Origin of the sequence: Gordonia alkanivorans, from assembly GCF_004011905.1 — a bacterium.
In the GTDB taxonomy this organism is placed as follows: domain Bacteria; phylum Actinomycetota; class Actinomycetes; order Mycobacteriales; family Mycobacteriaceae; genus Gordonia; species Gordonia alkanivorans.
Genome location: NZ_CP027114.1, coordinates 1,719,437 through 1,738,645 on the forward strand (window position 1 = coordinate 1,719,437; position 19,209 = coordinate 1,738,645).

The window sequence follows — 19,209 nt, forward strand, 5'->3', positions numbered from 1 at the left end:
CTCGCGGCGCGGCACCGTGGATGTCGTTCGGGTAACGAAAGACCGCACCGGAGTTAGTGGAGGCTGTGTCTTCGGTAACACTGCGATGAGCTCGGATCGATATGCCCAGTGTTTCGAGGGTTCTGAAAACAGGAGGATCGATGAAGTCATTCAAACGGGCCGTTGTCGGAGTGTTGGCTGCGGGAAGCATCGCGGCGGGCACACTCGTGGGTGCCGCGCCCGCGCAGGCCGCCGTCCCCAACCTGCAGATGACGGGTGGGGTCTACTGCCAGTTCGGAGCCCCGGGTACCCCGTGGAACCAGGCGTGGAGCATGACCCGGTTCATGCGTGTCACGGCGCGTGACGGCGATTTCCGCAACGTCACCCTGCAGGAGAGCGGCGGCGCGACGAAGTTCAAGCCGCTGCTGAAGAAGAACGAATCCCTGCTGATCAAGACCACCTGGTTCGGCTGCTTCCCGTCGTCGATCTCCGGGTACGCGATCTCCGACTACGCCGAGAACCTGACCGACAACGTCGGCTTCTGGTGGAACGTGCGACGCATCGACAACCCGTTCGACCGGTTCGGCACGGGCTCGTCCGCGTCGGCGTCCGCGCTGACCGGCGGCGGCAACACGGTCAAGGGAGTGCCCACCATCCCCGGGCGCTGAGTCCGTAGAGAACAGACGACGAGGGGCGACCGGTGAGAACCGGTCGCCCCTCGTCGTCGATCTCCAGAGGTCGTCTCAGGCCGACGGCCGCGCCACCTTGTGGGGCTCCGACGCGGCGAGCATGTCCTCACGCTCGACGACCTTCACGCGCTCGCGGCCCTCGGCGGCACCGAGTGCGCGCTCATGCTCGTCGAGGCGGTACCAACCGTCCCACGTGGTGAACGGGATGTTCTTCGACTCGAGCAGCTCGATGATGGCGTCCTCGGCCGGAGCGGCGGGCTCGAGCAGCTTCTCGGCCTCCATGTCCTTGAGGATGCAGTCGACGGTCTCGTTGGCGTCGCCCTTGGTGTGGCCGATGAGACCGACCGGACCACGCTTGACCCAGCCGGTGGTGTAGACGCCGGTGAGCTGCTCACCCTCGTCGAACACGCGTCCGGCCTCGTTGGGGATGACCCCCGCCTGCGAGTCGAAGGGGATGCCGGGCAGGTTGTCCGACAGGTAGCCGACCGCACGGTAGACCGCTCCGACCTCCCAGTCGGTGATCTTGCCGGTGGGCTTGACGTTGCCGGTGCCGTCGAGCTGGGTGCGCTCGGTGCGCAGGCCGACGACCTTGCCGTCCTCGCCGAGGATCTCGGTGGGGCTCTCGAAGAAGTGCAGGAAGAGCTTGTGGATCGCACCCTGCTTGGGCTCGCGGATCGCGTAGTTCTCGATGATCGTCGCGACCTGGTCGGTGATCTTCGAGCCGCGGCGGGCGACGGTCGAACCCTCGTCGTAGTCGATGTCCTCGGGATTGACGATGACCTCGATGTTCGGCGAGTGGTCGAGCTCCTTGAGCTCGAGCGGGGTGAACTTGGCCTGCGCCGGTCCGCGGCGACCGAAGACGTGCACCTCGATGGCCTTGTTGGCCTTGAGACCCTCGTAGACGTTGGCCGGGATCTCGGTGGGCAGCAGCTCGTCGCCGGTTTTGGCGAGAACGCGCGCCACGTCGAGGGCGACGTTGCCGACGCCGATGACGGCTACCTTCTCCTGCTCGAGCGGCCAGGTGCGCGGGAAGTCGGGGTGGCCGTCGTACCAGGCGACGAACTGCGCGGCGCCGTAGCTGCCCTCGAGGTCGATGCCCGGGATGTCGAGCGCGCGGTCGTCGGTGGCGCCGGTGGAGAAGATGATCGCGTCGTAGTGCGACTTCAGCTCGTCGAGCGTGATGTCGGTGCCGTAGTCGACGTTGCCGAGCAGGCGGACCTGCGGCTTGTCGAGCACCTTGTGCAGCGCGGTGATGATGCCCTTGATGCGCGGGTGATCAGGCGCGACGCCGTAACGGATCAGACCGAACGGAGCCGGCATACGCTCGTAGAGGTCGATGCTGACGCCGCGATCCTTCGCGGTGTCGGACTTCATCAACGCGTCGGCGGCGTAGATCCCGGCGGGACCCGCACCGACGATCGCAACCCGAAGCGGGCGGCTGTTCTCGCTCATGGAGTAGGTGTCTTCCGTTGCTCGGCGCGCCCCGCCACAGGAACCGGATCCGAAACCCTTGATTCTGGTGTCGACACGCTTGGATATGGCCTATCCCTTCTACGGTAGGCGCTTGGTGTCCACTCCCAAAATTAGCTGTGAGGTAATCCTCACTTCTCGACGTCATCGCGATGACGCGGTGCCACGCGCGTCAGCGTGAGCCGGCAGCTTCGGCGATGGGTCCGACGGCCTGATCGGCCACCCACGGGATCGTCAGCAGGGTCGGCACCGACATGGCACTGCCGACCTCCTGCGGCAGGTAGGCGACCCGTCCCGAACGTGCCACCTCGAGCCGGGTGAACGCCGGGTTCGACCGCAGCTTGTCGTTCGAGCCCTCCCAGTCGACGGCGACGACGATGTCGGCCGCGTCGAGCCGGTCGAGGCTCTCGGCCGGTAGTTCGCCGTAGAACCCGCTGGTGATCGTGTCGCGGAGGACGGTCGGGAATGTGAGGCCGTAGCCCGCGACGGTCTGCGCCCGGCCGTCCTCGGGTCCGTACACCGAGACCCCACCGGTCGGGCTCGCGGTCACCACGACGGCGGTCTTGCCCGCGAACTGCGGATTCTTCGCCCGGATGTCCGCGAGGAAGGCCTCGGTCTCGCCGACCTTGCGCCGGGCGAGGTCGGGTTGCCCGATCGCGGTGCCGATCTGGATGGTCTGCGCATTCCACGGCACCTGCCAGGGCTTGTACTGGGCGGGCCGGAGGATGGTGGGTGCGGTCTTGGTGAGCAGGTCGAACTGGTCGCGGGTGGGATCGGCGCCGACCGCGGTGATCAGGTCGGGGCTCGTGGCGAGCGCCTTGGGGATCTCGTTCCCGAGAGCTGCCGAGGTGTTGGCGAGGACCACCGGTTGTGAGTCGCCGATCAGGTCGGCGTTCCACGGCGCGGTCGCCTGGTCGGGATCGGCGAACGGGGCGATCGTCGTCGGCATGACGCCGAGGGCGAGCAGCGTGTCGCCGTCACCCACGCCCAGCGCGGCGATCCGCGTGGGTGCCTTCTCCACGACTACCGGGGCATAGGCCTGCTGAACGGTGACGGGAATCGAGCCGGTCTCGGGAGCCGGGACGGACGCGGAATCGTCGGCGACCTTCTCCTCGGGAGCGGCGCAGGAGCTCACCACGAGGGCCGCCACGGTCGCCGCGAGCACGATTCCGGACAGTCGATGGGAAAGCGGACGCATGTGGTTCCTCGTCGGTCGGCGTTAGGTTAGGCCCACCTTACCGAGCGCGGATCGGGTGCCCGCGCGATTCGACGCGATGGCGGCCGGAGAATCCGGACGGAGGTCACACCCGGCCTGTCGTTACACTTCGCGCCATGGCCAAAGCTGCAGGCGGGGGCCCCGACAAGCCCTCCGGTAAGGGTGCCGCATCCGGGAACACCTCTCGGGGCGCCGCGTCCTCGAAGAAGTCTGCCCTCGGCAAGGCACCGTCGAACGACGACGTCGACGCCGCCCTCGTCGAGGAAGGGCCGCCGAACTGGAAGAACGCGTGGCCGTTCTTCGTGGCGGCGGGTGTCGTCGCGCTCCTCGTGCTGGGGATCGTGCTCTCGAGCATCTCGCGGCCGCCCGAGGAACGCGTCAGCGACGACGCGCGGGTCCAGTACGCCATCAACGACCTCTACACGGCGAAGAACGGCACGAACTACGCCGAGTATCGCGCCAACACCTGCGATGCCGACCTGGACAAAACCGGTTTCCCCTCCGAGGCGCAGTTCGTCGCGGAGAACCAGGCGTCGCTGGACCAGAACGGCCGCATCGAGATCCCCGAGATCACCGACCTGGTGGTCGACGGTGACCGGGCGACCGCCAAGGTCCATTGGCACTATAAGGACAAGGCCGATGCCAAGCAGGTCGTGGAGACGATCGTGGTGCGCGAGAACGGCGAATGGAAGGTGTGCTCCTCATGACCTATGCCGGCGACCTGACCCCGCGGGAAGCGTGGGAGAAGCTCGAGAACAATCCCGACGCGGTCCTCGTCGACTGTCGGACGCAGGCCGAATGGTCCTTCGTCGGCGTCCCCGACCTCGAGGTGCTGGGCAAGCGGACGATCTTCGCCGAGTGGACGACGTTCCCCGAGGGGCGCCGCAACGAGCAGTTCGTCGAACAGTTGCGCGGCGCCGGGGTCACCGATGACCACGAGGTCATCTTCCTCTGCCGCTCGGGGCACCGCTCGATCGGTGCGGCCGAGGCGGCGACCGCCGACGGAATCGGCAAGGCCTACAACGTGGTCGACGGGTTCGAGGGTGCCCTCGACGAGAACGACCATCGAGGTGCGTCGGGATGGCGCGCCGAGAATCTGCCGTGGAGGCAATCGTGAGTCCTGATTTGTCCGTGGGTCGTGAACTGCCGGAAGGTCTTTCGCCCGACACCATCGCCGTCCGCGGTGGCCTCGCCCGCTCCGGCTTCTACGAGACCACCGAGGCGCTGTACCTGACCAGCGGATACGTCTACGACTCCGCCGAGGCTGCCGAGCGCGCCTTCACCGGCGAGGACCAGCGGTTCGTCTACTCCCGGTACGGCAATCCGACGGTCCACATGTTCCAGGAGCGGCTGCGTCAACTCGAAGGTGCCGAGGCCTGCTTCGCGACGGCCAGCGGCATGGCCGCGGTGTTCGTCGCGCTCGGCGCACTGCTCAAGGCCGGAGACCGGCTCGTCGCCGCCCGCAGCCTGTTCGGCTCGTGCTTCGTGGTGTGCAACGAGATCCTGCCGCGATGGGGCGTCGAGACCGAGTTCGTCGACGGCGAAGACCTCGACCAGTGGGAGCGGGCGCTGTCCAAGCCCACCACCGCGGTCTTCTTCGAAACACCGTCCAACCCGATGCAGACCCTCGTCGACGTCGTCAAGGTGTCCGAGATGGCTCACGCCGCAGGCGCGAAGGTGGTGCTGGACAACGTCTTCGCCACCCCACTGCTGCAGCGCGGCCTGGATCTCGGCGCCGACGTCATCGTCTACTCGGGTACCAAGCACATCGACGGCCAGGGTCGCGTCATGGGCGGTGCCGTCCTCGGCACCAAGGAGTACATCGACGGCCCGGTGCAGCAGCTGATGCGCCACACCGGCCCGGCGCTGAGCCCGTTCAACGCCTGGACCCTGCTCAAGGGCCTGGAGACGATGCGTCTTCGCGTCGACGCCTCGGTGTCCTCGGCCCTGCGCATCGCCGGGTTCCTGGAAGCCGACCCGCGGGTCCGCTGGGTGAAATACCCGTTCCTGCAGTCGCATCCGCAGTTCGAGCTGGCCAAGAGCCAGATGTCCGGTGGCGGCACCGTGGTGACCTTCGAGCTCAACGACCACGACGGCATCGACGGCAAGAAGCGCGCCTTCGAGGTCCTCAACGCGCTGCAGGTCATCGACATCTCCAACAACCTCGGTGACTCCAAGTCGCTGATCACCCACCCGGCCACCACCACGCATCGCGCGATGGGGCCCGAGGGACGGGCAGCGATCGGTCTGAGCGACTCGGTCGTCCGCCTCTCGGTCGGCCTCGAGGGCATCGACGACCTGCTTGCGGACCTGGATCAGGCGCTCGGCTGACGGGTAAACCCACCCTTTTTCGGCAGAGCCACCACCCCTCGGGGTGCTGGGTTTGCCGAAAAATGGTGGGTTCACACAGCGCTAGGTGTAAGACCCGGGCAGGTTGTGAACGTGTAGACGTTCGATCGGGGTGAGTCCGCCGATGCCGGTGTGGGCTCGGTGGTGATTGTAGTGGTGTAGCCAGTCGTCGTAGGTGGCTGCGCGGGCGGTTTCTGAGCTGTAGAACTCGGCGTAGGCCCATTCCGAGGCCAGGGTGCGGTTGAATCGTTCGACCTTGCCATTGGTTTGCGGACGATAGGGACGGGTCTTCTTGTGCTTGATCTCGGCGCCGAGTGATTCTGCGAAAACCTTTGAGCGGTAACAGGCGCCGTTGTCGGTCATCACTCGTCGCACAGTGATGCCGTGCGCTTGGAAGAAGGCCTTGGCGCGGTCCCAGAACTGCGCGGCGGTCTCTTTGCGTTCGTCGGTGAGGATCTCGGAGTATGCCAGCCGGGAATGGTCATCGACGGCGTGGTGCAGATATGCGTACCCCGGGCGGTGTTTCTTGTTGTGCCGGTTGCCGATCGTGCGCCCGAGTTTGCGGTGGCCGCCGCCTTCGGGGATGCGGCCGAGTTTCTTGATGTCGATGTGGATCAGGTCGCCGGGAGCGTCGTGTTCGTAGCGTCGTGGCGGTGTCCGGCGTACCGGAAGCCCGGTGGCCTGATCGAGGTGACGCAACAGCGGCATCCGATACCGGCGCAACACCGCCTCGACGGTCGATTTTGCTAGCCGCAGGTGCGCAGCGATTCGTGCAGCGCCCCAGCGACGCAGGAACCGCAACTTGATGATTCGACGTTCCCGGCGCACAGGGAGCTGATGGGGTGACCGGTAGGGGCGGCTGGACCGATCTGCCATGCCGGCCTCACCGGTCTGCCGGTAGCGGTCGGCCCACTTCTTGGCCGTGGCCGGTGAGCAGTTGAACCGTTCGGCGGCCCGTCGTAGAGGCCAGTTCTTATCGACGACGCACTGAGCCAGGGCCAGACGGCCACGTTCGGTGAGGAAGGCATTACGGTGGGTCATGAGGGCCTCTTGGTGATCGGCGTGTGTGTGGTAACCACATCGATACCGGAGGCCCTCACCTGTTGACCGGCACCACGCCGTTCACAACCTCCCCAAGAGTTACAGCTAGGGCAGCTCCGCGATCCCCAGCGCGTTCAGCACGGTCCGCAGCTTGAACGCGGTCTCCTCCAGTTCCGCTTGCGGGTCGGAGTGTTCGACGATGCCGCCGCCCGCCCAGGTGCGCAGGCTCCGACCATCGGCGGCGAGTTCGGCGCAGCGGATGGTCACCATCCACTCGCCGTCGCCGGCGGCGTCGCACCAGCCGACCGCGCCGGCGTAGAAACCGCGGTCGCCCTCGACGTCCCGGATGATCTGTGCGGCAACATCACTCGGGGTTCCGCACACCGCGGGAGTGGGGCCGAGGAGTAGCGCGAGATCGAGTGCGGTGGTCGCCGGGTCGCGCAGCGTCGCGCGGATCGGGGTGGCCAGGTGCCACATCTCGCCGGTCGGCTCGAGCTGTGGGGTCGACGGTGCGTCGACGTCGTCGCAGAGATGTCCAAGGCGCTCGCGCAGATGATCGACGACGAAGGCGTGCTCGGCGAGGTCCTTTGTCGAAGCGGCCAGTTCGGCGGCGGTCGCACGGTCGACGGTCGGGTCGGCGGATCGTGGTGCCGAACCCGCGTAGGGATGACAGGTCACCGTCGATCCCGACTTGCGCAGCAGTGCTTCGGGACTCGCGCCGAGCAACCACGAGCCCGAACCCGTCGCGGCGCCGACATCCACGCCGAAGGCGTTGTGTCCGGCGTTGCCACCGGCCAGGGCGTCGATGAACTCGTCGGGCCGGACCTCCTCGTCGAGGACGAGATCGACGCTGCGCGCGAGCACCACCTTTCCGACGTCGCCCGCGACGATGCGCTTGATCGCGTGTGCGACACGTTCGCGATGTTCGTCGGCATCGGGGTGGAGCACGGTCGAGAGCGCTCGTCGCGACAGCGGGCCTGTCCCGGGCAGCCGTGCTTCGCCGGTCCGGAGTCGTGCGGGGGCGATCAATGCCGCCGGGTCGCGCACATCGAAGGGGATCGCGCCGGTCAGCGACGCGATCTCGCCCGCCCGTAGCGCGGCGGACGCCTCGTCGACGTCGGTGAACGACCGGACCACCCCTTCGCCCCGCACGGTGCCGTGCGGACGCGACAACACGAAGACCTCACTCGATGACACGACAGCCAGGGTACAGGTAAGCCTGCCCTAACTAGGAATCACGGTGAATCTAAATTGACACCCTTCTCCGGGATCCGCGAACCTTGTCGCAGGTCATGAGTGCCAGTGACAAGCCCCGGCTCGCTGGTCGGCAACCCTCCTCCACGGTGGGGTGCTCCGGGTGACGACCTGGCTGCGTTCGAACCCGAATGCGGCAAGTGTGGATTCTCGAGGAGTTCTTGTCATGACTGCTGTGCTCTCGGCACCCGTCACCATCGTCCGCCCGACCCGTGCCGCGGGGTCCGCGATCCCGGACCGGGCGCCCTCCATCCCCGCGCTCGCACCGGTTGTCGGTGCGGATGCGCAGGTTCCCGTCGCCGCCGGACACAGCGTCGGCTACGCCAATCTCGACTACGCGGCGAGCGCCCCGGCGCTGGCATCAGTGGCCGCGCAGGTCGCCGGCGCGCTCGGTGAGTACGCGAGCGTGCACCGCGGTGCAGGTCACCTCTCGCAGGTCACCACCCGTCGCTACGAGGCTGCGCGTGAGACCGTGCGCGATTTCGTCCGCGGCCGCGTCGACGACACCGTCGTCTTCACCCGTAACACCACCGACGCGATCAACCTCGCCGCCCACATCACGCCCGGCGACGTCGTGGTCCTCGACATCGAGCATCACGCCAACCTGCTGCCGTGGTGCGCACCGAAGGACGGCCGCAACCGGGCTCGCGTGGTCACCGCCTGCGACACGATCGAGGACACCCTCGTCGCGATCGAGTCCGAACTCGCCTCGAAGCCGGCGTCGCTGCTCGCGGTGACCGCCGCGTCGAACGTCACCGGTGAGGTCCTCCCGATCAGCAGGCTGGCCTCGATCGCCCATCGCCACGGCGCACGCATCCTGGTCGACGCGGCGCAGCTCGTCGCACATCGCCCCATCTCGATCGTCAGCCACGGCATCGACTATCTGGCGTTCTCCGGTCACAAGGCCTACGCACCGTTCGGTGCCGGCGTCCTGATCGGACGGTCCGACTGGTTCGACGCCGCCGACCCGTACCTCGCCGGCGGGGGAGCGACCGCCGACGTCGAGCTGGGCGGCGGAGAGAGCTCGGCCGGGACCACCTGGCACACCGGCGCCGCCCGCCACGAGGCCGGCTCGCCGAACGTGCTCGGCGCCGTGTCGATCGCCCAGGCGTGCGCCGCGCTCGCCGAGTTGGGTCCGGAGGTCATCGGCCTTCACGAGCTCCGGCTCGGTGAGCGGCTCGACGCCGGTCTCGCTCGCATCGACGGTGTCCGTCCGCTGCGGATCTTCACCGACTCGACCGACCGCGTCGGCATCGCCGGCTTCACGATCGACGGCTTCGCGCCGCGGGCCGTCGCCGAATATCTGAGCAGCGAGCACGGAATCGGTGTGCGGGACGGCAAGTTCTGCGCCCACCCGTTGCTCAAGCGGCTCGGTCATCCCGAGGGTGCCGTCCGCGCCAGCTTCGGTGCGGGCACCACCTCCGACGACGTCGACCGCCTGCTCGACGCACTCGGCGCACTCAGCGCTGGAACGACCACCGCCCGACCAGAACTCGACGAGGGGTATCCCGCATGACCGTCCACATCGACACTCCGCGCACCGCCGTCACCATCGGCCGTCCCGGCTTCCAGGTCGCGATCGCGGGAGATGCTGTCGCACAGACCTTCCCGATCGTCGTGCGTCGCGAGACCCTGCGGGACGCCCAACGGGCGCGCTCGCTGCTGCGGGCCGGCACCCACGACCAGGCGAACTTCGTCGTGGCCCTCGAGATCGAGGTCGCGATCGCGCCGCACGCGGCATCGGCACGCGCCGCGGTCGCGCAGGCCGGAGCCGCCACCGACAACTCGGACACCATCCGCTACGTCGGCACGACCCACGGGCTGATCACCCTGCTGCGCGACATCTACGCCGCCGAGGTCGCCGACGCGGTGATCCTGGTCCCGATCGACGGTTCGGCCACCGACAGCCGAATACGCGAGCAGGTGCTCCCGGCCTTCGCCGAGGCGCGTCACCGGGTCGCCTAAGCCATCAAGGCTTGCTGCGCTCTCGTGTCGTGGGGCATGTCGAGCATCTGACTGGCGAACCTCATCTCGACTGACAGACGTCGATCGACGTCTGTCAGTCGAGATGACATCGACCCGTGGTCGGGCTTGCCGCAAACGCCGACCGCCGACGACAGCATGTGTCGTCGGCGGTCGGTGAGTGACTGCTCGGGTGGCGTCAGCCGCGCGAGGGCTCGTTGGCCTCGTCGGGGTGAGCGGCGAGACGGTCGATGGCCTCCTGGGCGACCTTCTCGGCAGCCTCCCGGCCGACCCAACCGCCCGGCTGGACCTCCTTGCCGGGCTCGAGGTCCTTGTAGTGCTCGAAGAAGTGCGAGATCGGACCCAGCTCGTACTCCGACACGTCGGAGATGTCCTTGATGTGGTCCCAGCGCACGTCACCGGCGGGCACGCACAGCAGCTTGTCGTCGCCGCCGGCTTCGTCGGTCATCGTGTACATGCCGACGATGCGGGCGCGCACGATGATGCCGGGGAAAACCGACTCGGGCAGCAGGACCATCGCGTCGAGCGGGTCGCCGTCCTCACCGAGGGTGCCGTCGATGTAGCCGTAGTCGGCCGGGTAGCCCATCGAGGTGTACAGGTAGCGGTCGAGGTAGACCTTCCCCGTCTCGTGGTCGACCTCGTACTTGTTTCGGCCACCTTTGGGGATCTCGATGGTCACATCGAATTCCACTGTTCCTCCTGGCAGTTGCGGATCGGGGGTGTGATCGCCGGACGGCCCAGATGGCCGCGCGTCGCAACAACGATACTGTTAGTCCCACGACCTCGGGCTTCGTACCCCCCGCAGTTCGCGGGTGTTTCGGACCTCGGGTCGCGCATATCCGACATTTCGGCCGGTGTCGTATCGGTCGGTCAGTGCAGTATCGGTAAGGGCAGTGCGAGAGATCCGGAGGCTTCGTGGGCGCAACCACCAGACCCGCAGGTCGTGATGGCAGACCCCGCAGTCGCAGACTCCTCTGGTGGACGATCGTCGCCGTCGTGGTCCTCGCCCTGGTGTCGACCGCCGCCGTGGTCGTGGCGCTCCGCCTGGACAAGGAGGCCGAGCTGCCGCCGGGTATCCCGCCGCAGCCCGCCGCGATCTCCCTCGACCCGCAGATCGACCCGGTCGCCGCCACCGCTCCGGCCCCGACCCCGGCCGGGGTGTCCCAGGCGATCGCTCCCGCGCTGCGGAATCCGGCGCTCGGCGTCCTGAGCGGCATGATCTCGGACTCGCTGACCGGCGAGGTCCTGTGGTCGCGCAACCCCACCCGTCCGCGCATCCCGGCGTCGAACGACAAGGTGCTCTCGGCCGCGGCCTTCCTCGAGGCCATGCCGCACGATGCGCGCCTGACCACGACGGTTGTCGCCGGGTCGAACGGACAGGTGATCCTCAAGGGCGCCGGCGATCCGACCCTGACCGCGCAGCCCGCCGATGCCGACACCTTCTACAGCGAACCCGCCCGCATCGCCGACCTCGCCGAGCAGATCAAACAGGCCGGCATCCCGGTCACCTCGGTGGCGGTTGACCTGAGTGCCTTCTCCGGCCCGACGATGGACCGGACCTGGGACCGTCGGGACATCCAGGGCGGCGACATCGCACCGATCGAGTCGCTGATGGTCGACGGCGCCCGCCTCGAACCGCTCGACGAGTACTCGCCGCGGTCCGCGACGCCCGGGATCATGGCCGGCGAGGCTCTGGCCGCAGCGCTCGGCGTCGATGCGCCGGTGACCGAGGCGTCCGCACCCGCCGGCGACCGCGTCGTGGCGAAGGTGGAGTCGGCACCGCTGGTGACCCGGGTCAACGACATGCTCCGCTACAGCGACAACGTGCTCGCCGAGACGCTGTCGGTCGAACTGTCGAGGCATCGCGGCGGACCCGCGACCCTTGCCGCCGGCGTCGACGCGATCGGGCAGGTCCTGTCGACCACCTTCCCCGACCGATGGAAGGGCACCACGCTGGCCGACGCGTCGGGCATCTCCTACGCCAATCGCACGACGCCTGCGCTGCTCGACGCCGTGATGACAGCGGCCAGCGGAGCCTCGCATCCGAAGCTGCGACCGATGCTCGACGGTCTGCCGATCGCCGCCGGTACGGGCACACTCGCCGACCGTTTCCCGGTTGCCACGACACCCGGTGCCGGATGGGTGCGCGCGAAGACCGGAACACTCACCGGCGTCAGTTCGTTGACGGGCATAGTCCAAACGATCGATGGCCGCGTGCTGTCGTTCGCCCTCATGTCCGGTGGCACCTCGCCGGCGGACGCGAGACCCGCCTTGGACGCCGTGGTGGGTCAACTCAGAGAGTGCGGGTGCCGATGAGCATGTCAGGAACCGACAGCAAGGCCGCGGTCGAGCCGGTGGGAGACGACACCCGCCTGAGCATCGGCTCGCAGATCGACTGGACGCTCGCCGCGTCGACGGCGAAACGGCTCGTCCGTCCCGGTCCCAAGACCACGGCCTACACCTACAAGGCCGCGCAGGCCGAGCTCGCCGACGCGGCGACGCGTGCGGAGGCACCGGTCCGCGAGGTCACCGGTCTCGCCGACGGGCTCCGCATTCCAACGACCCGAGTCCTGGACCGGTCGGGGTGGATCGACGCGGCCTCGGTCTCGATGCGATCGATGCTGGGATCGGAGGCCGGTCTCGAGATGACCTCGCCCGGCCTCGCGGCCAAGTTCGGCGGGGTCCAGGCCGGAGGTCTGCTCGCCTTCCTCTCCACGGCCATCCTCGGCCAGTACGACCCGTTCACGCCGGACCCGGAGACCGGTGAACCCGGCGTGCTGATGGTCGTGACACCGAACATCATAAACGTCGAACGCCAGCTCAAGGTCGTGCCGTCGGACTTCCGTCTGTGGGTGTGCCTCCACGAGGTCACGCACCGCGTCCAGTTCTCGGCCAATCCGTGGCTGCGCGATTACATGCAGGACAACGTCGCCGTCCTCACCTCCGAGACCGGTGAGTCGACCACCGAGATCGTCACGCGGATGACCAAGGCGCTCAAGAGCTCCGAACCCCGCGAGAAGGGCATCATCGGTGCGATGCAGCTGCTGCAGAGTCCCGAGCAGTTCGACGCCTTCCAGCGGATGATGGTCCTCGGCACGCTGCTCGAGGGGCATGCCGACCACGTGATGGATGCCGTCGGCCCGGCGCACGTCCCCACCGTCGCCCGCATCCGGACCGCCTTCGACAAGCGCCGCAAGGCACCGCAGAACCCGGTGCAACGCATCATCCGCGCCCTCATCGGCATGGACGCCAAGATCGCGCAGTACGTCCGCGGCAAGGCCTTCGTCGACGAGGTGGTCGAGACCGTCGGCATGGAGCGGTTCAACACGGTGTGGACCTCGCCCGAGACGATGCCGCTTCCGGACGAGATCGACACGCCGCAGGCATGGATTCGACGCGTGCTGTGACGCGGGTGGTCGCGGATTTCGCGACCACCGTTCTCGACGACCCGCACGCCTCCGTCTGCGTCGGGCTCTCCGGCGGCGCGGACTCGCTCGCCCTGACGGCGGCGGCCGTTCGCGCGGGACTCGACGTCACCGCACTGGTCGTCGACCACGGTCTTCAGGAGGGGTCCGCCGGGGTCGCGGCCCGGGCCGCCGGCACAGCTCGCGAACTCGGTGCCGCCGCCCGGGTGCTCGAGGTCAGGGTCGGGACCCGCGGCGGCCTCGAAGCAGCCGCCCGCGAGGCGCGGTACGCCGCGCTCGACGCCGCCCGGGACGGCCGACCCGTCCTCCTCGCGCACACCGCCGACGACCAGGCCGAGACCGTGCTGCTCGGACTCGCACGCGGTTCGGGGGCGCGTTCGATCGCCGGCATGCGTGCGTGGAAGGCCCCGTGGGGTCGGCCACTGCTGCGAGTGCGCCGGATGCAGACGCTCGCGGTGTGTACCGAACTCGGGCTGGCCGTGCACCACGACCCGCACAACCGCGACCCGCGATTCACCCGGGTTCGCTTGCGTGCCGACGTGATCCCGATGCTCGACGACGTTCTCCAGGGCGGCGTCGTGCCTGCGCTGGGCCGCACCGCGGACGGTCTGCAGGACGACAACGACGCCCTCGACGCCTGGGCGGGGGCGGTGTGGGGGAGCGCCCGCACGGTCGACGGACTCGAGATCGGACCGCTGCAGGACGTGCCGAGGGCGGTGCGGACCAGGGTGATCCGTCGCTGGCTGCTCGACGTCGGGGCCACCGAGCCGACGAATCGGGTGATCGCCGCGGTCGACCGGCTCGTCGGTGAGAACGGGGGCGCGCAGGTGGCGATCGGCGGGGACCCGGGCGTGCGGACCGTCGTGGAACGTAGTGGTCAAACGCTGACGGTCCGCCTCACCGAAAGGTGAGACGGACCGTCAGGAAAAGGTCTGCGACCTACTTCTTGGGTGCCTTGAAGGGCGAGTTGATCGTTTCGAAGTACTGGATGGCTGCTCCGATCAGGGAGCCGCTGCCGCCAAGCGCCAAGCCAGCGATCGCGCCCGCAGCCGCTCCCACGGGAATGCCTACGAGCACGCATCCGATCGGACTGAGGGGTACTGCGGTGACTGCACAGCCCAGAGCTCCGCCAGCGATGCCGCCAATGATCGTCCCGACCAGCGACGAGATGGTCATACCGGTATTGAGCTGCTGCTGGAAGCGAACCAGCGCCTGATCGTCCCGCTCCTGCCGGGTCTCCGGTGCTGCGACCTGATGCTTGGCGATACCGCGCAGCGCGTCCACCTCGACCGGCTTCACCGGCACGGCGCGGGCTGCACTCTTGGAAGGAATGAGCGTGACCTTGTTTCCGGCGTTTCGGACATCGATCGGGAACTGCTTGTATTCCTTGCGATAAGAGAGCGGCATGCGGAACAGCTCGGCTCCGGACAGGCCGCGAATCGACAGCGTCCCGTTATCGGTGTTTGCCGATGCATTGTGAAGCGTGAGTGTGAGCGACGAAGCGTTCCAAGACGCGTCGTACGTAGGCTTCACGTCCTGCTTCGGCGCGGCCTGAGCGGTGCCGGCAAGTGCTGTGATCGCAACTACGGCAAGGGAGATGACAACGGTGACCAGTGTGCGTCTGCGGGTACGCGACAAAGCCCCGTCCTGTCGTACCAGTGGCATGAAGGGGAATCTTTCCGTGGAGGTGTTCCCCAAGGGGGAGCTGGGGAATCGAGATCGATCATTACACAGGGATGGTTTTACCTGCTAACCCGGCAATTCGCCGGTGCGGATTCACGTTCACAAAATGGTCCCCGTAATTGGTAGGAAATGTTTCGCAAGTTGCCAATGTTACTTTTCGTTATCTCACTGTGACCACTCGGGCCTCCCCGGCGACTGAAACTCGTACGATCGGACGACACTGTGTTGCACATCGAACCTCGCCTTCGATTCCCACCCGTCGGTCAAGTGACCCGCGGAACATGACAAGCTGTAAAGGTGCAGTCCGCTGACCCCTATGCCGCTGACATCGACGCTGTTCTGATCACCGAGGAACAGATCAAGCAGCGCACCGTCGAACTAGCCCACTCCGTCGCCTCCCGGTACACCGCCATCGAGGACGACCTGGTCCTGATCGGGGTGCTCAAGGGAGCGGTCATGTTCATGACCGATTTCGCCCGCGCCCTGCCGATCCCGTCCCAGCTGGAGTTCATGGCGGTGTCGAGCTACGGCTCGTCGACCTCCTCGTCCGGCGTCGTGCGGATCCTCAAAGACCTCGACCGCGACATCCAAGGCCGCGACGTCCTGATCGTCGAGGACATCATCGACTCCGGGCTCACTCTGTCGTGGCTGATGAAGAACCTCGCCACGCGTTCGCCCCGCAGCCTCGAGGTGTGCACCCTGCTCCGCAAGCCCGAGGCCGTCCGGTCGCCGGTGCGCGTCGCCGACGTCGGCTTCGACATCCCGAACGAGTTCGTCGTCGGTTACGGGCTCGACTACGCCGAGCGCTACCGGGACCTGCCCTACATCGGGCGCCTCAAGCCCGCGGTCTACAGCAGCTGATCCGCGACCCCGAACCCGCCACGACCTGCGCGCCGTGTCGGTGATCATGCGACGGGAACGGTTTCACCAGCGTGATCGTTGACCGGTAGCCTCAATGTGTACGTCGATGGGAAGGACATGGGAACGGAGTGGGCGCCGGGACTCGATCCCGCACGCCGGTCGAACCCCCACCAACTGGCATGAACCGTAAGACAGTCTTCCGCAACCTCGCCATCCTGGCGCTCGTCCTGCTCGCCCTGTGGGGCTGGAGCGTGATGAGCGACTCCGACCGCGAGTACCGGGGCGTCGACACCTCCGTCGCGCTGGAGCAGCTGAACAAGAAGAACACCAAGTTCATCAGCATCGACGACCGCGAGCAGCAGCTGCGCATCGAGCTCAACTCGCCGATCAAGGTCGACGACGCCGACGCGGACAAGATCAGCACCAAGTACCCCGCCCAGGCCGGTGAACAGATCTTCGACGCGGTCCAGGAGACCGGCACCAAGTACACGACGAACGTCAACGAGCAGTCGGTGCTGTGGCAGATCCTGATCTTCGTCCTGCCGATGATCCTGCTGTTCGGTCTGTTCTTCTTCGTGATGAGCCGCATGCAGGGCGGTGGCCGCGGCGGTGTCATGGGCTTCGGCAAGTCGAAGGCCAAGCAGCTCTCCAAGGACATGCCGAAGACGACCTTCGCCGATGTCGCCGGCGCCGACGAGGCCGTCGAAGAGCTCTACGAGATAAAGGACTTCCTCCAGAATCCGGCCCGCTACCAGGCCCTGGGCGCGAAGATCCCGCGCGGCGTGCTGCTGTTCGGCCCGCCCGGAACCGGTAAGACCCTGCTGGCGCGTGCGGTCGCCGGTGAGGCCGGGGTCCCGTTCTTCACCATCTCCGGCTCGGACTTCGTCGAGATGTTCGTCGGTGTCGGTGCATCCCGCGTGCGAGACCTGTTCGAGCAGGCCAAGAACAACAGCCCGTGCATCATCTTCGTCGACGAGATCGACGCAGTCGGCCGCCAACGTGGTGCAGGCCTCGGCGGTGGCCACGACGAGCGTGAGCAGACGCTGAACCAGCTGCTCGTCGAGATGGACGGCTTCGGCGACCGGTCGGGCGTCATCCTGATCGCGGCCACCAACCGTCCCGACATCCTCGACCCCGCACTGCTGCGCCCTGGTCGCTTCGACCGCCAGATCCCGGTCGGCAACCCCGACATGGCGGGGCGCCGAGCCATCCTCAAGGTGCACGCCAAGGGCAAGCCGATCGACTCGAGCGCCGACCTCGACGGTCTCGCCAAGCGCACACCGGGCATGTCCGGCGCCGACCTGGCCAACGTCGTCAACGAGGCCGCCCTGCTCACCGCGCGTGAGAACAAGCAGACCATCACCGGCGAAGCACTCGAGGAAGCCGTCGACCGGGTCATCGGCGGACCGCGTCGCAAGAGCCGGATCATCAGCGAGCACGAACGCAAGGTCGTGGCGTACCACGAGGGCGGACACACCCTGGCCGCGTGGGCGATGCCCGATCTCGACCCGATCTACAAGGTGACGATCCTCGCCCGGGGACGAACCGGCGGTCATGCCCTCGCCGTGCCCGAGCAGGACAAGGACCTGATGACGCGCTCGGAGATGATCGCGCGTCTGGTGATGGCCATGGGTGGTCGCGCCGCCGAGGAACTCGTCTTCCACGAGCCGACCACCGGGGCGTCGTCGGACATCGACCAGGCCACCAAGATCGCCCGCGCGATGGTCACCGAATACGGCATGAGCGCGAAGCTGGGCGCCGTGCGGTACGGCCAGGACCAGGGTGATCCGTTCCTGGGTCGTTCGATGGGTGCGCAGTCGGCCTACTCGGCGGAGATCGCCAGCGAGATCGACGACGAGGTCCGTCGACTCATCGAGGCAGCGCACACGGAGGCGTGGGCCATCCTCACCGAGTACCGGGACACCCTCGACGTGCTCGCGACCGAACTCCTCGAGAAGGAGACGCTGACCCGCAAGGACCTGGAGAAGATCTTCTCCGACGTCGTCAAGCGTCCGCGGATCACGGCGTTCAACGACTTCGGCGAGCGGACCCCGAGCGACAAGCCGCCGGTGAAGACGCCGGGCGAGCTCGCCATCGAGCGCGGCGAGCCGTGGCCTCCGCCGGAGGCGGCGAAGATCCCCGAACCCGTCGGTGCGGGCTACCCGGGTGGTTCGCAGGTTCCGGGTCAGGTCCCGAACTACCCGCCGGTCTACCCGGAGCCGGGTGCCCAGGGCGGACCGGTCCCGCCTGCATCGGGGAGCCCGAACCCCCAGTACCCGAATCCCCAGTACCCGAATCCCCAGTACCCGGACCCCCAGTACCCCGACCCCCAGTACCCGGGTGCGCAGTATCCGGGTGCGCAGAATCCGGCTCCCCGGTATCCGAATCCCCAGTACCCGAACCCCGGTCAGTCGGCTCCGCCGCCCGGTGGTCCGTACACCGGCGGCACCCGCCCGGATTACGGTGCGCCGCGCGACTGGTCGGCACCGGGATGGCCGCCGGAGCAGCCCTCGGCCGATCGTCCCGCCCCCAACGGGACCAACGGCTGGGGCCGGCACGGCGACAACGGGAATGCCCGGACGGACAGTGCCGGTGAGGGTGATGACGGGCGAAGCTCGTAAGGTTTGACGCATGACGATCAGCGAGGGGCGCGACGCCGTGGTGGATGGGCACCGGTCGGAGTTCGATCAGGCACGTGCCGAGGCCGCGGTCCGCGAGCTGCTGCTGGCGATCGGCGAGGACCCCGAACGTGAAGGTCTGGTCCGCACCCCGACGCGGGTGGCCAACGCCTACCGCGAGATGTTCGCCGGCCTGTACACCGACCCCGACGAGGTCCTCGCGACCACCTTCGACGAGGACCACGACGAACTGGTGCTGGTGAAGGACATTCCGATGTACTCCACCTGCGAGCACCATCTGGTGTCCTTCCACGGTGTCGCGCACGTCGGGTACATCCCGGGGACGTCCGGCCGGGTCACCGGCCTGTCGAAGCTGGCGCGGCTCGTCGACCTGTACGCCAAGCGCCCGCAGGTCCAGGAGCGGTTGACCAGTCAGATCGCCGACGCGGTCATGCGTAAGCTCGAACCCCGCGGCGTCATCGTCGTCATCGAGGCCGAGCACCTGTGCATGGCGATGCGGGGCATCCGGAAGCCGGGGGCGACCACCACGACGTCGGCCGTCCGCGGAATCTTCAAGACCAGTGCGGTATCCCGCGGCGAAGCCCTCGACCTGATCACCCGGTGACCCCGGCCGATCCTCC

18 protein-coding genes and 1 riboswitch are annotated in these 19,209 nt (G+C 67.6%); of the genes, 12 read left to right on the forward strand and 6 right to left on the reverse strand.

The annotated features are described in order from the left end of the window. The first annotated feature begins 140 nt into the window (after positions 1-140). Positions 141-647 carry a hypothetical protein gene (locus tag C5O27_RS07860; protein ID WP_006357046.1) on the forward strand — a complete coding sequence of 169 codons (507 nt, stop codon included), beginning with the start codon at positions 141-143 and terminating at the stop codon, positions 645-647. A 75-nt stretch (positions 648-722) separates the two neighbouring features. On the opposite strand, the gene C5O27_RS07865 is transcribed toward C5O27_RS07860, so the two are convergent. Beyond that, positions 723-2,120 carry an FAD-dependent oxidoreductase gene (locus C5O27_RS07865; protein WP_127962396.1) on the reverse strand — a complete coding sequence of 466 codons (1,398 nt, stop codon included), beginning with the start codon at positions 2,118-2,120 and terminating at the stop codon, positions 723-725. A gap of 190 nt (positions 2,121-2,310) precedes the next feature. After that, on the reverse strand, positions 2,311-3,336 hold the full coding sequence (locus tag C5O27_RS07870; protein WP_127962397.1) for an ABC transporter substrate-binding protein: 1,026 nt from the start codon (positions 3,334-3,336) through the stop codon (positions 2,311-2,313). A 134-nt stretch (positions 3,337-3,470) separates the two neighbouring features. On the opposite strand from C5O27_RS07870, the gene C5O27_RS07875 reads away from it, so the two are divergent. From C5O27_RS07875 to C5O27_RS07885, 3 genes are read left to right on the forward strand one after another with little or no spacing between them, the layout of a single operon-like run. Beyond that, positions 3,471-4,061 carry an Rv0361 family membrane protein gene (locus C5O27_RS07875; RefSeq protein ID WP_127962398.1) on the forward strand — a complete coding sequence of 197 codons (591 nt, stop codon included), beginning with the start codon at positions 3,471-3,473 and terminating at the stop codon, positions 4,059-4,061. After that, positions 4,058-4,471: a rhodanese-like domain-containing protein gene (locus C5O27_RS07880; RefSeq protein ID WP_006357042.1), complete on the forward strand. Its 414-nt coding sequence runs from the start codon at positions 4,058-4,060 to the stop codon at positions 4,469-4,471. Before C5O27_RS07875 ends, C5O27_RS07880 begins: the two co-directional genes overlap by 4 nt. Continuing rightward, entirely contained in the window at positions 4,435-5,685 is a 1,251-nt protein-coding gene (locus C5O27_RS07885) for an O-succinylhomoserine sulfhydrylase (RefSeq protein ID WP_208651452.1), read from the forward strand. The genes C5O27_RS07880 and C5O27_RS07885 overlap by 37 nt, the downstream gene beginning before the upstream one ends. A gap of 81 nt (positions 5,686-5,766) precedes the next feature. Here the strand turns inward: C5O27_RS07885 and C5O27_RS07890 are convergent, their stop codons facing one another. Beyond that, positions 5,767-6,744, reverse strand: coding sequence for an IS481 family transposase (locus tag C5O27_RS07890; RefSeq protein WP_127962399.1), 978 nt, complete (start codon positions 6,742-6,744; stop codon positions 5,767-5,769). A gap of 105 nt (positions 6,745-6,849) precedes the next feature. Further along, positions 6,850-7,920, reverse strand: coding sequence for an isochorismate synthase (locus C5O27_RS07895; RefSeq protein WP_127963789.1), 1,071 nt, complete (start codon positions 7,918-7,920; stop codon positions 6,850-6,852). Between the two features lie 112 nt (positions 7,921-8,032). Beyond that, a riboswitch (SAM riboswitch) is annotated at positions 8,033-8,147 on the forward strand. Between the two features lie 17 nt (positions 8,148-8,164). Here C5O27_RS07895 and C5O27_RS07900 point away from each other — a divergent pair. Together C5O27_RS07900 and C5O27_RS07905 are read left to right on the forward strand one after the other, a co-directional pair. Further along, positions 8,165-9,514, forward strand: coding sequence for an aminotransferase class V-fold PLP-dependent enzyme (locus C5O27_RS07900; RefSeq protein WP_127962400.1), 1,350 nt, complete (start codon positions 8,165-8,167; stop codon positions 9,512-9,514). Further along, on the forward strand, positions 9,511-9,963 hold the full coding sequence (locus tag C5O27_RS07905) for a hypothetical protein (RefSeq protein WP_127962401.1): 453 nt from the start codon (positions 9,511-9,513) through the stop codon (positions 9,961-9,963). The genes C5O27_RS07900 and C5O27_RS07905 overlap by 4 nt, the downstream gene beginning before the upstream one ends. A 196-nt stretch (positions 9,964-10,159) precedes the next feature. On the opposite strand, the gene C5O27_RS07910 is transcribed toward C5O27_RS07905, so the two are convergent. After that, positions 10,160-10,672, reverse strand: a complete 513-nt coding sequence (locus tag C5O27_RS07910) for an inorganic diphosphatase (RefSeq protein ID WP_006357037.1) — start codon at positions 10,670-10,672, stop codon at positions 10,160-10,162. Between the two features lie 224 nt (positions 10,673-10,896). On the opposite strand from C5O27_RS07910, the gene dacB reads away from it, so the two are divergent. Genes dacB through tilS form a run of 3 tightly spaced genes read left to right on the forward strand, consistent with a single transcriptional unit; the run spans position 10,897 to position 14,317 of the window. Beyond that, complete coding sequence (dacB, locus tag C5O27_RS07915; RefSeq protein ID WP_482788944.1) at positions 10,897-12,297, forward strand: D-alanyl-D-alanine carboxypeptidase/D-alanyl-D-alanine endopeptidase; 1,401 nt, start codon at positions 10,897-10,899, stop codon at positions 12,295-12,297. Next, positions 12,294-13,388: a zinc-dependent metalloprotease gene (locus tag C5O27_RS07920; protein ID WP_127962402.1), complete on the forward strand. Its 1,095-nt coding sequence runs from the start codon at positions 12,294-12,296 to the stop codon at positions 13,386-13,388. The genes dacB and C5O27_RS07920 overlap by 4 nt, the downstream gene beginning before the upstream one ends. After that, complete coding sequence (gene tilS / locus C5O27_RS07925; protein WP_127962403.1) at positions 13,367-14,317, forward strand: tRNA lysidine(34) synthetase TilS; 951 nt, start codon at positions 13,367-13,369, stop codon at positions 14,315-14,317. Before C5O27_RS07920 ends, tilS begins: the two co-directional genes overlap by 22 nt. A 28-nt stretch (positions 14,318-14,345) precedes the next feature. Here tilS and C5O27_RS07930 read toward each other — a convergent pair whose 3' ends face one another. Then, positions 14,346-15,071, reverse strand: coding sequence for a DUF8020 domain-containing protein (locus tag C5O27_RS07930; protein WP_127962404.1), 726 nt, complete (start codon positions 15,069-15,071; stop codon positions 14,346-14,348). Positions 15,072-15,386: 315 nt separating this feature from the next. On the opposite strand from C5O27_RS07930, the gene hpt reads away from it, so the two are divergent. From hpt to folE, 3 genes are all read left to right on the forward strand, one after another. After that, positions 15,387-15,950 (forward strand): hypoxanthine phosphoribosyltransferase, encoded by a 564-nt coding sequence (gene hpt, locus C5O27_RS07935; protein ID WP_005197838.1) that lies wholly within the window; start codon positions 15,387-15,389, stop codon positions 15,948-15,950. A gap of 179 nt (positions 15,951-16,129) precedes the next feature. Further along, complete coding sequence (gene ftsH, locus C5O27_RS07940; protein ID WP_127962405.1) at positions 16,130-18,571, forward strand: ATP-dependent zinc metalloprotease FtsH; 2,442 nt, start codon at positions 16,130-16,132, stop codon at positions 18,569-18,571. Positions 18,572-18,581: 10 nt separating this feature from the next. Next, positions 18,582-19,193: a GTP cyclohydrolase I FolE gene (gene folE, locus C5O27_RS07945; RefSeq protein WP_127962406.1), complete on the forward strand. Its 612-nt coding sequence runs from the start codon at positions 18,582-18,584 to the stop codon at positions 19,191-19,193. Positions 19,194-19,209 lie beyond the last annotated feature (16 nt).

Excerpts from the sequence above, each read along its gene's own strand:
- C5O27_RS07875 (WP_127962398.1), top strand. The coding sequence starts at position 3,471 with ATGGCCAAAGCTGCAGGCGGGGGCCCCGACAAGCCCTCCGGTAAGGGT.
- C5O27_RS07860 (WP_006357046.1), top strand. The coding sequence starts at position 141 with ATGAAGTCATTCAAACGGGCCGTTGTCGGAGTGTTGGCTGCGGGAAGC.
- C5O27_RS07930 (WP_127962404.1), bottom strand. The coding sequence starts at position 15,071 with ATGCCACTGGTACGACAGGACGGGGCTTTGTCGCGTACCCGCAGACGC.
- C5O27_RS07885 (WP_208651452.1), top strand. The coding sequence starts at position 4,435 with ATGGCGCGCCGAGAATCTGCCGTGGAGGCAATCGTGAGTCCTGATTTG.
- ftsH (WP_127962405.1), top strand. The coding sequence starts at position 16,130 with ATGAACCGTAAGACAGTCTTCCGCAACCTCGCCATCCTGGCGCTCGTC.
- C5O27_RS07870 (WP_127962397.1), bottom strand. The coding sequence starts at position 3,336 with ATGCGTCCGCTTTCCCATCGACTGTCCGGAATCGTGCTCGCGGCGACC.
- C5O27_RS07920 (WP_127962402.1), top strand. The coding sequence starts at position 12,294 with ATGAGCATGTCAGGAACCGACAGCAAGGCCGCGGTCGAGCCGGTGGGA.
- tilS (WP_127962403.1), top strand. The coding sequence starts at position 13,367 with ATGGATTCGACGCGTGCTGTGACGCGGGTGGTCGCGGATTTCGCGACC.
- C5O27_RS07905 (WP_127962401.1), top strand. The coding sequence starts at position 9,511 with ATGACCGTCCACATCGACACTCCGCGCACCGCCGTCACCATCGGCCGT.
- C5O27_RS07900 (WP_127962400.1), top strand. The coding sequence starts at position 8,165 with ATGACTGCTGTGCTCTCGGCACCCGTCACCATCGTCCGCCCGACCCGT.
- C5O27_RS07865 (WP_127962396.1), bottom strand. The coding sequence starts at position 2,120 with ATGAGCGAGAACAGCCGCCCGCTTCGGGTTGCGATCGTCGGTGCGGGT.
- folE (WP_127962406.1), top strand. The coding sequence starts at position 18,582 with ATGACGATCAGCGAGGGGCGCGACGCCGTGGTGGATGGGCACCGGTCG.
- C5O27_RS07880 (WP_006357042.1), top strand. The coding sequence starts at position 4,058 with ATGACCTATGCCGGCGACCTGACCCCGCGGGAAGCGTGGGAGAAGCTC.
- C5O27_RS07890 (WP_127962399.1), bottom strand. The coding sequence starts at position 6,744 with ATGACCCACCGTAATGCCTTCCTCACCGAACGTGGCCGTCTGGCCCTG.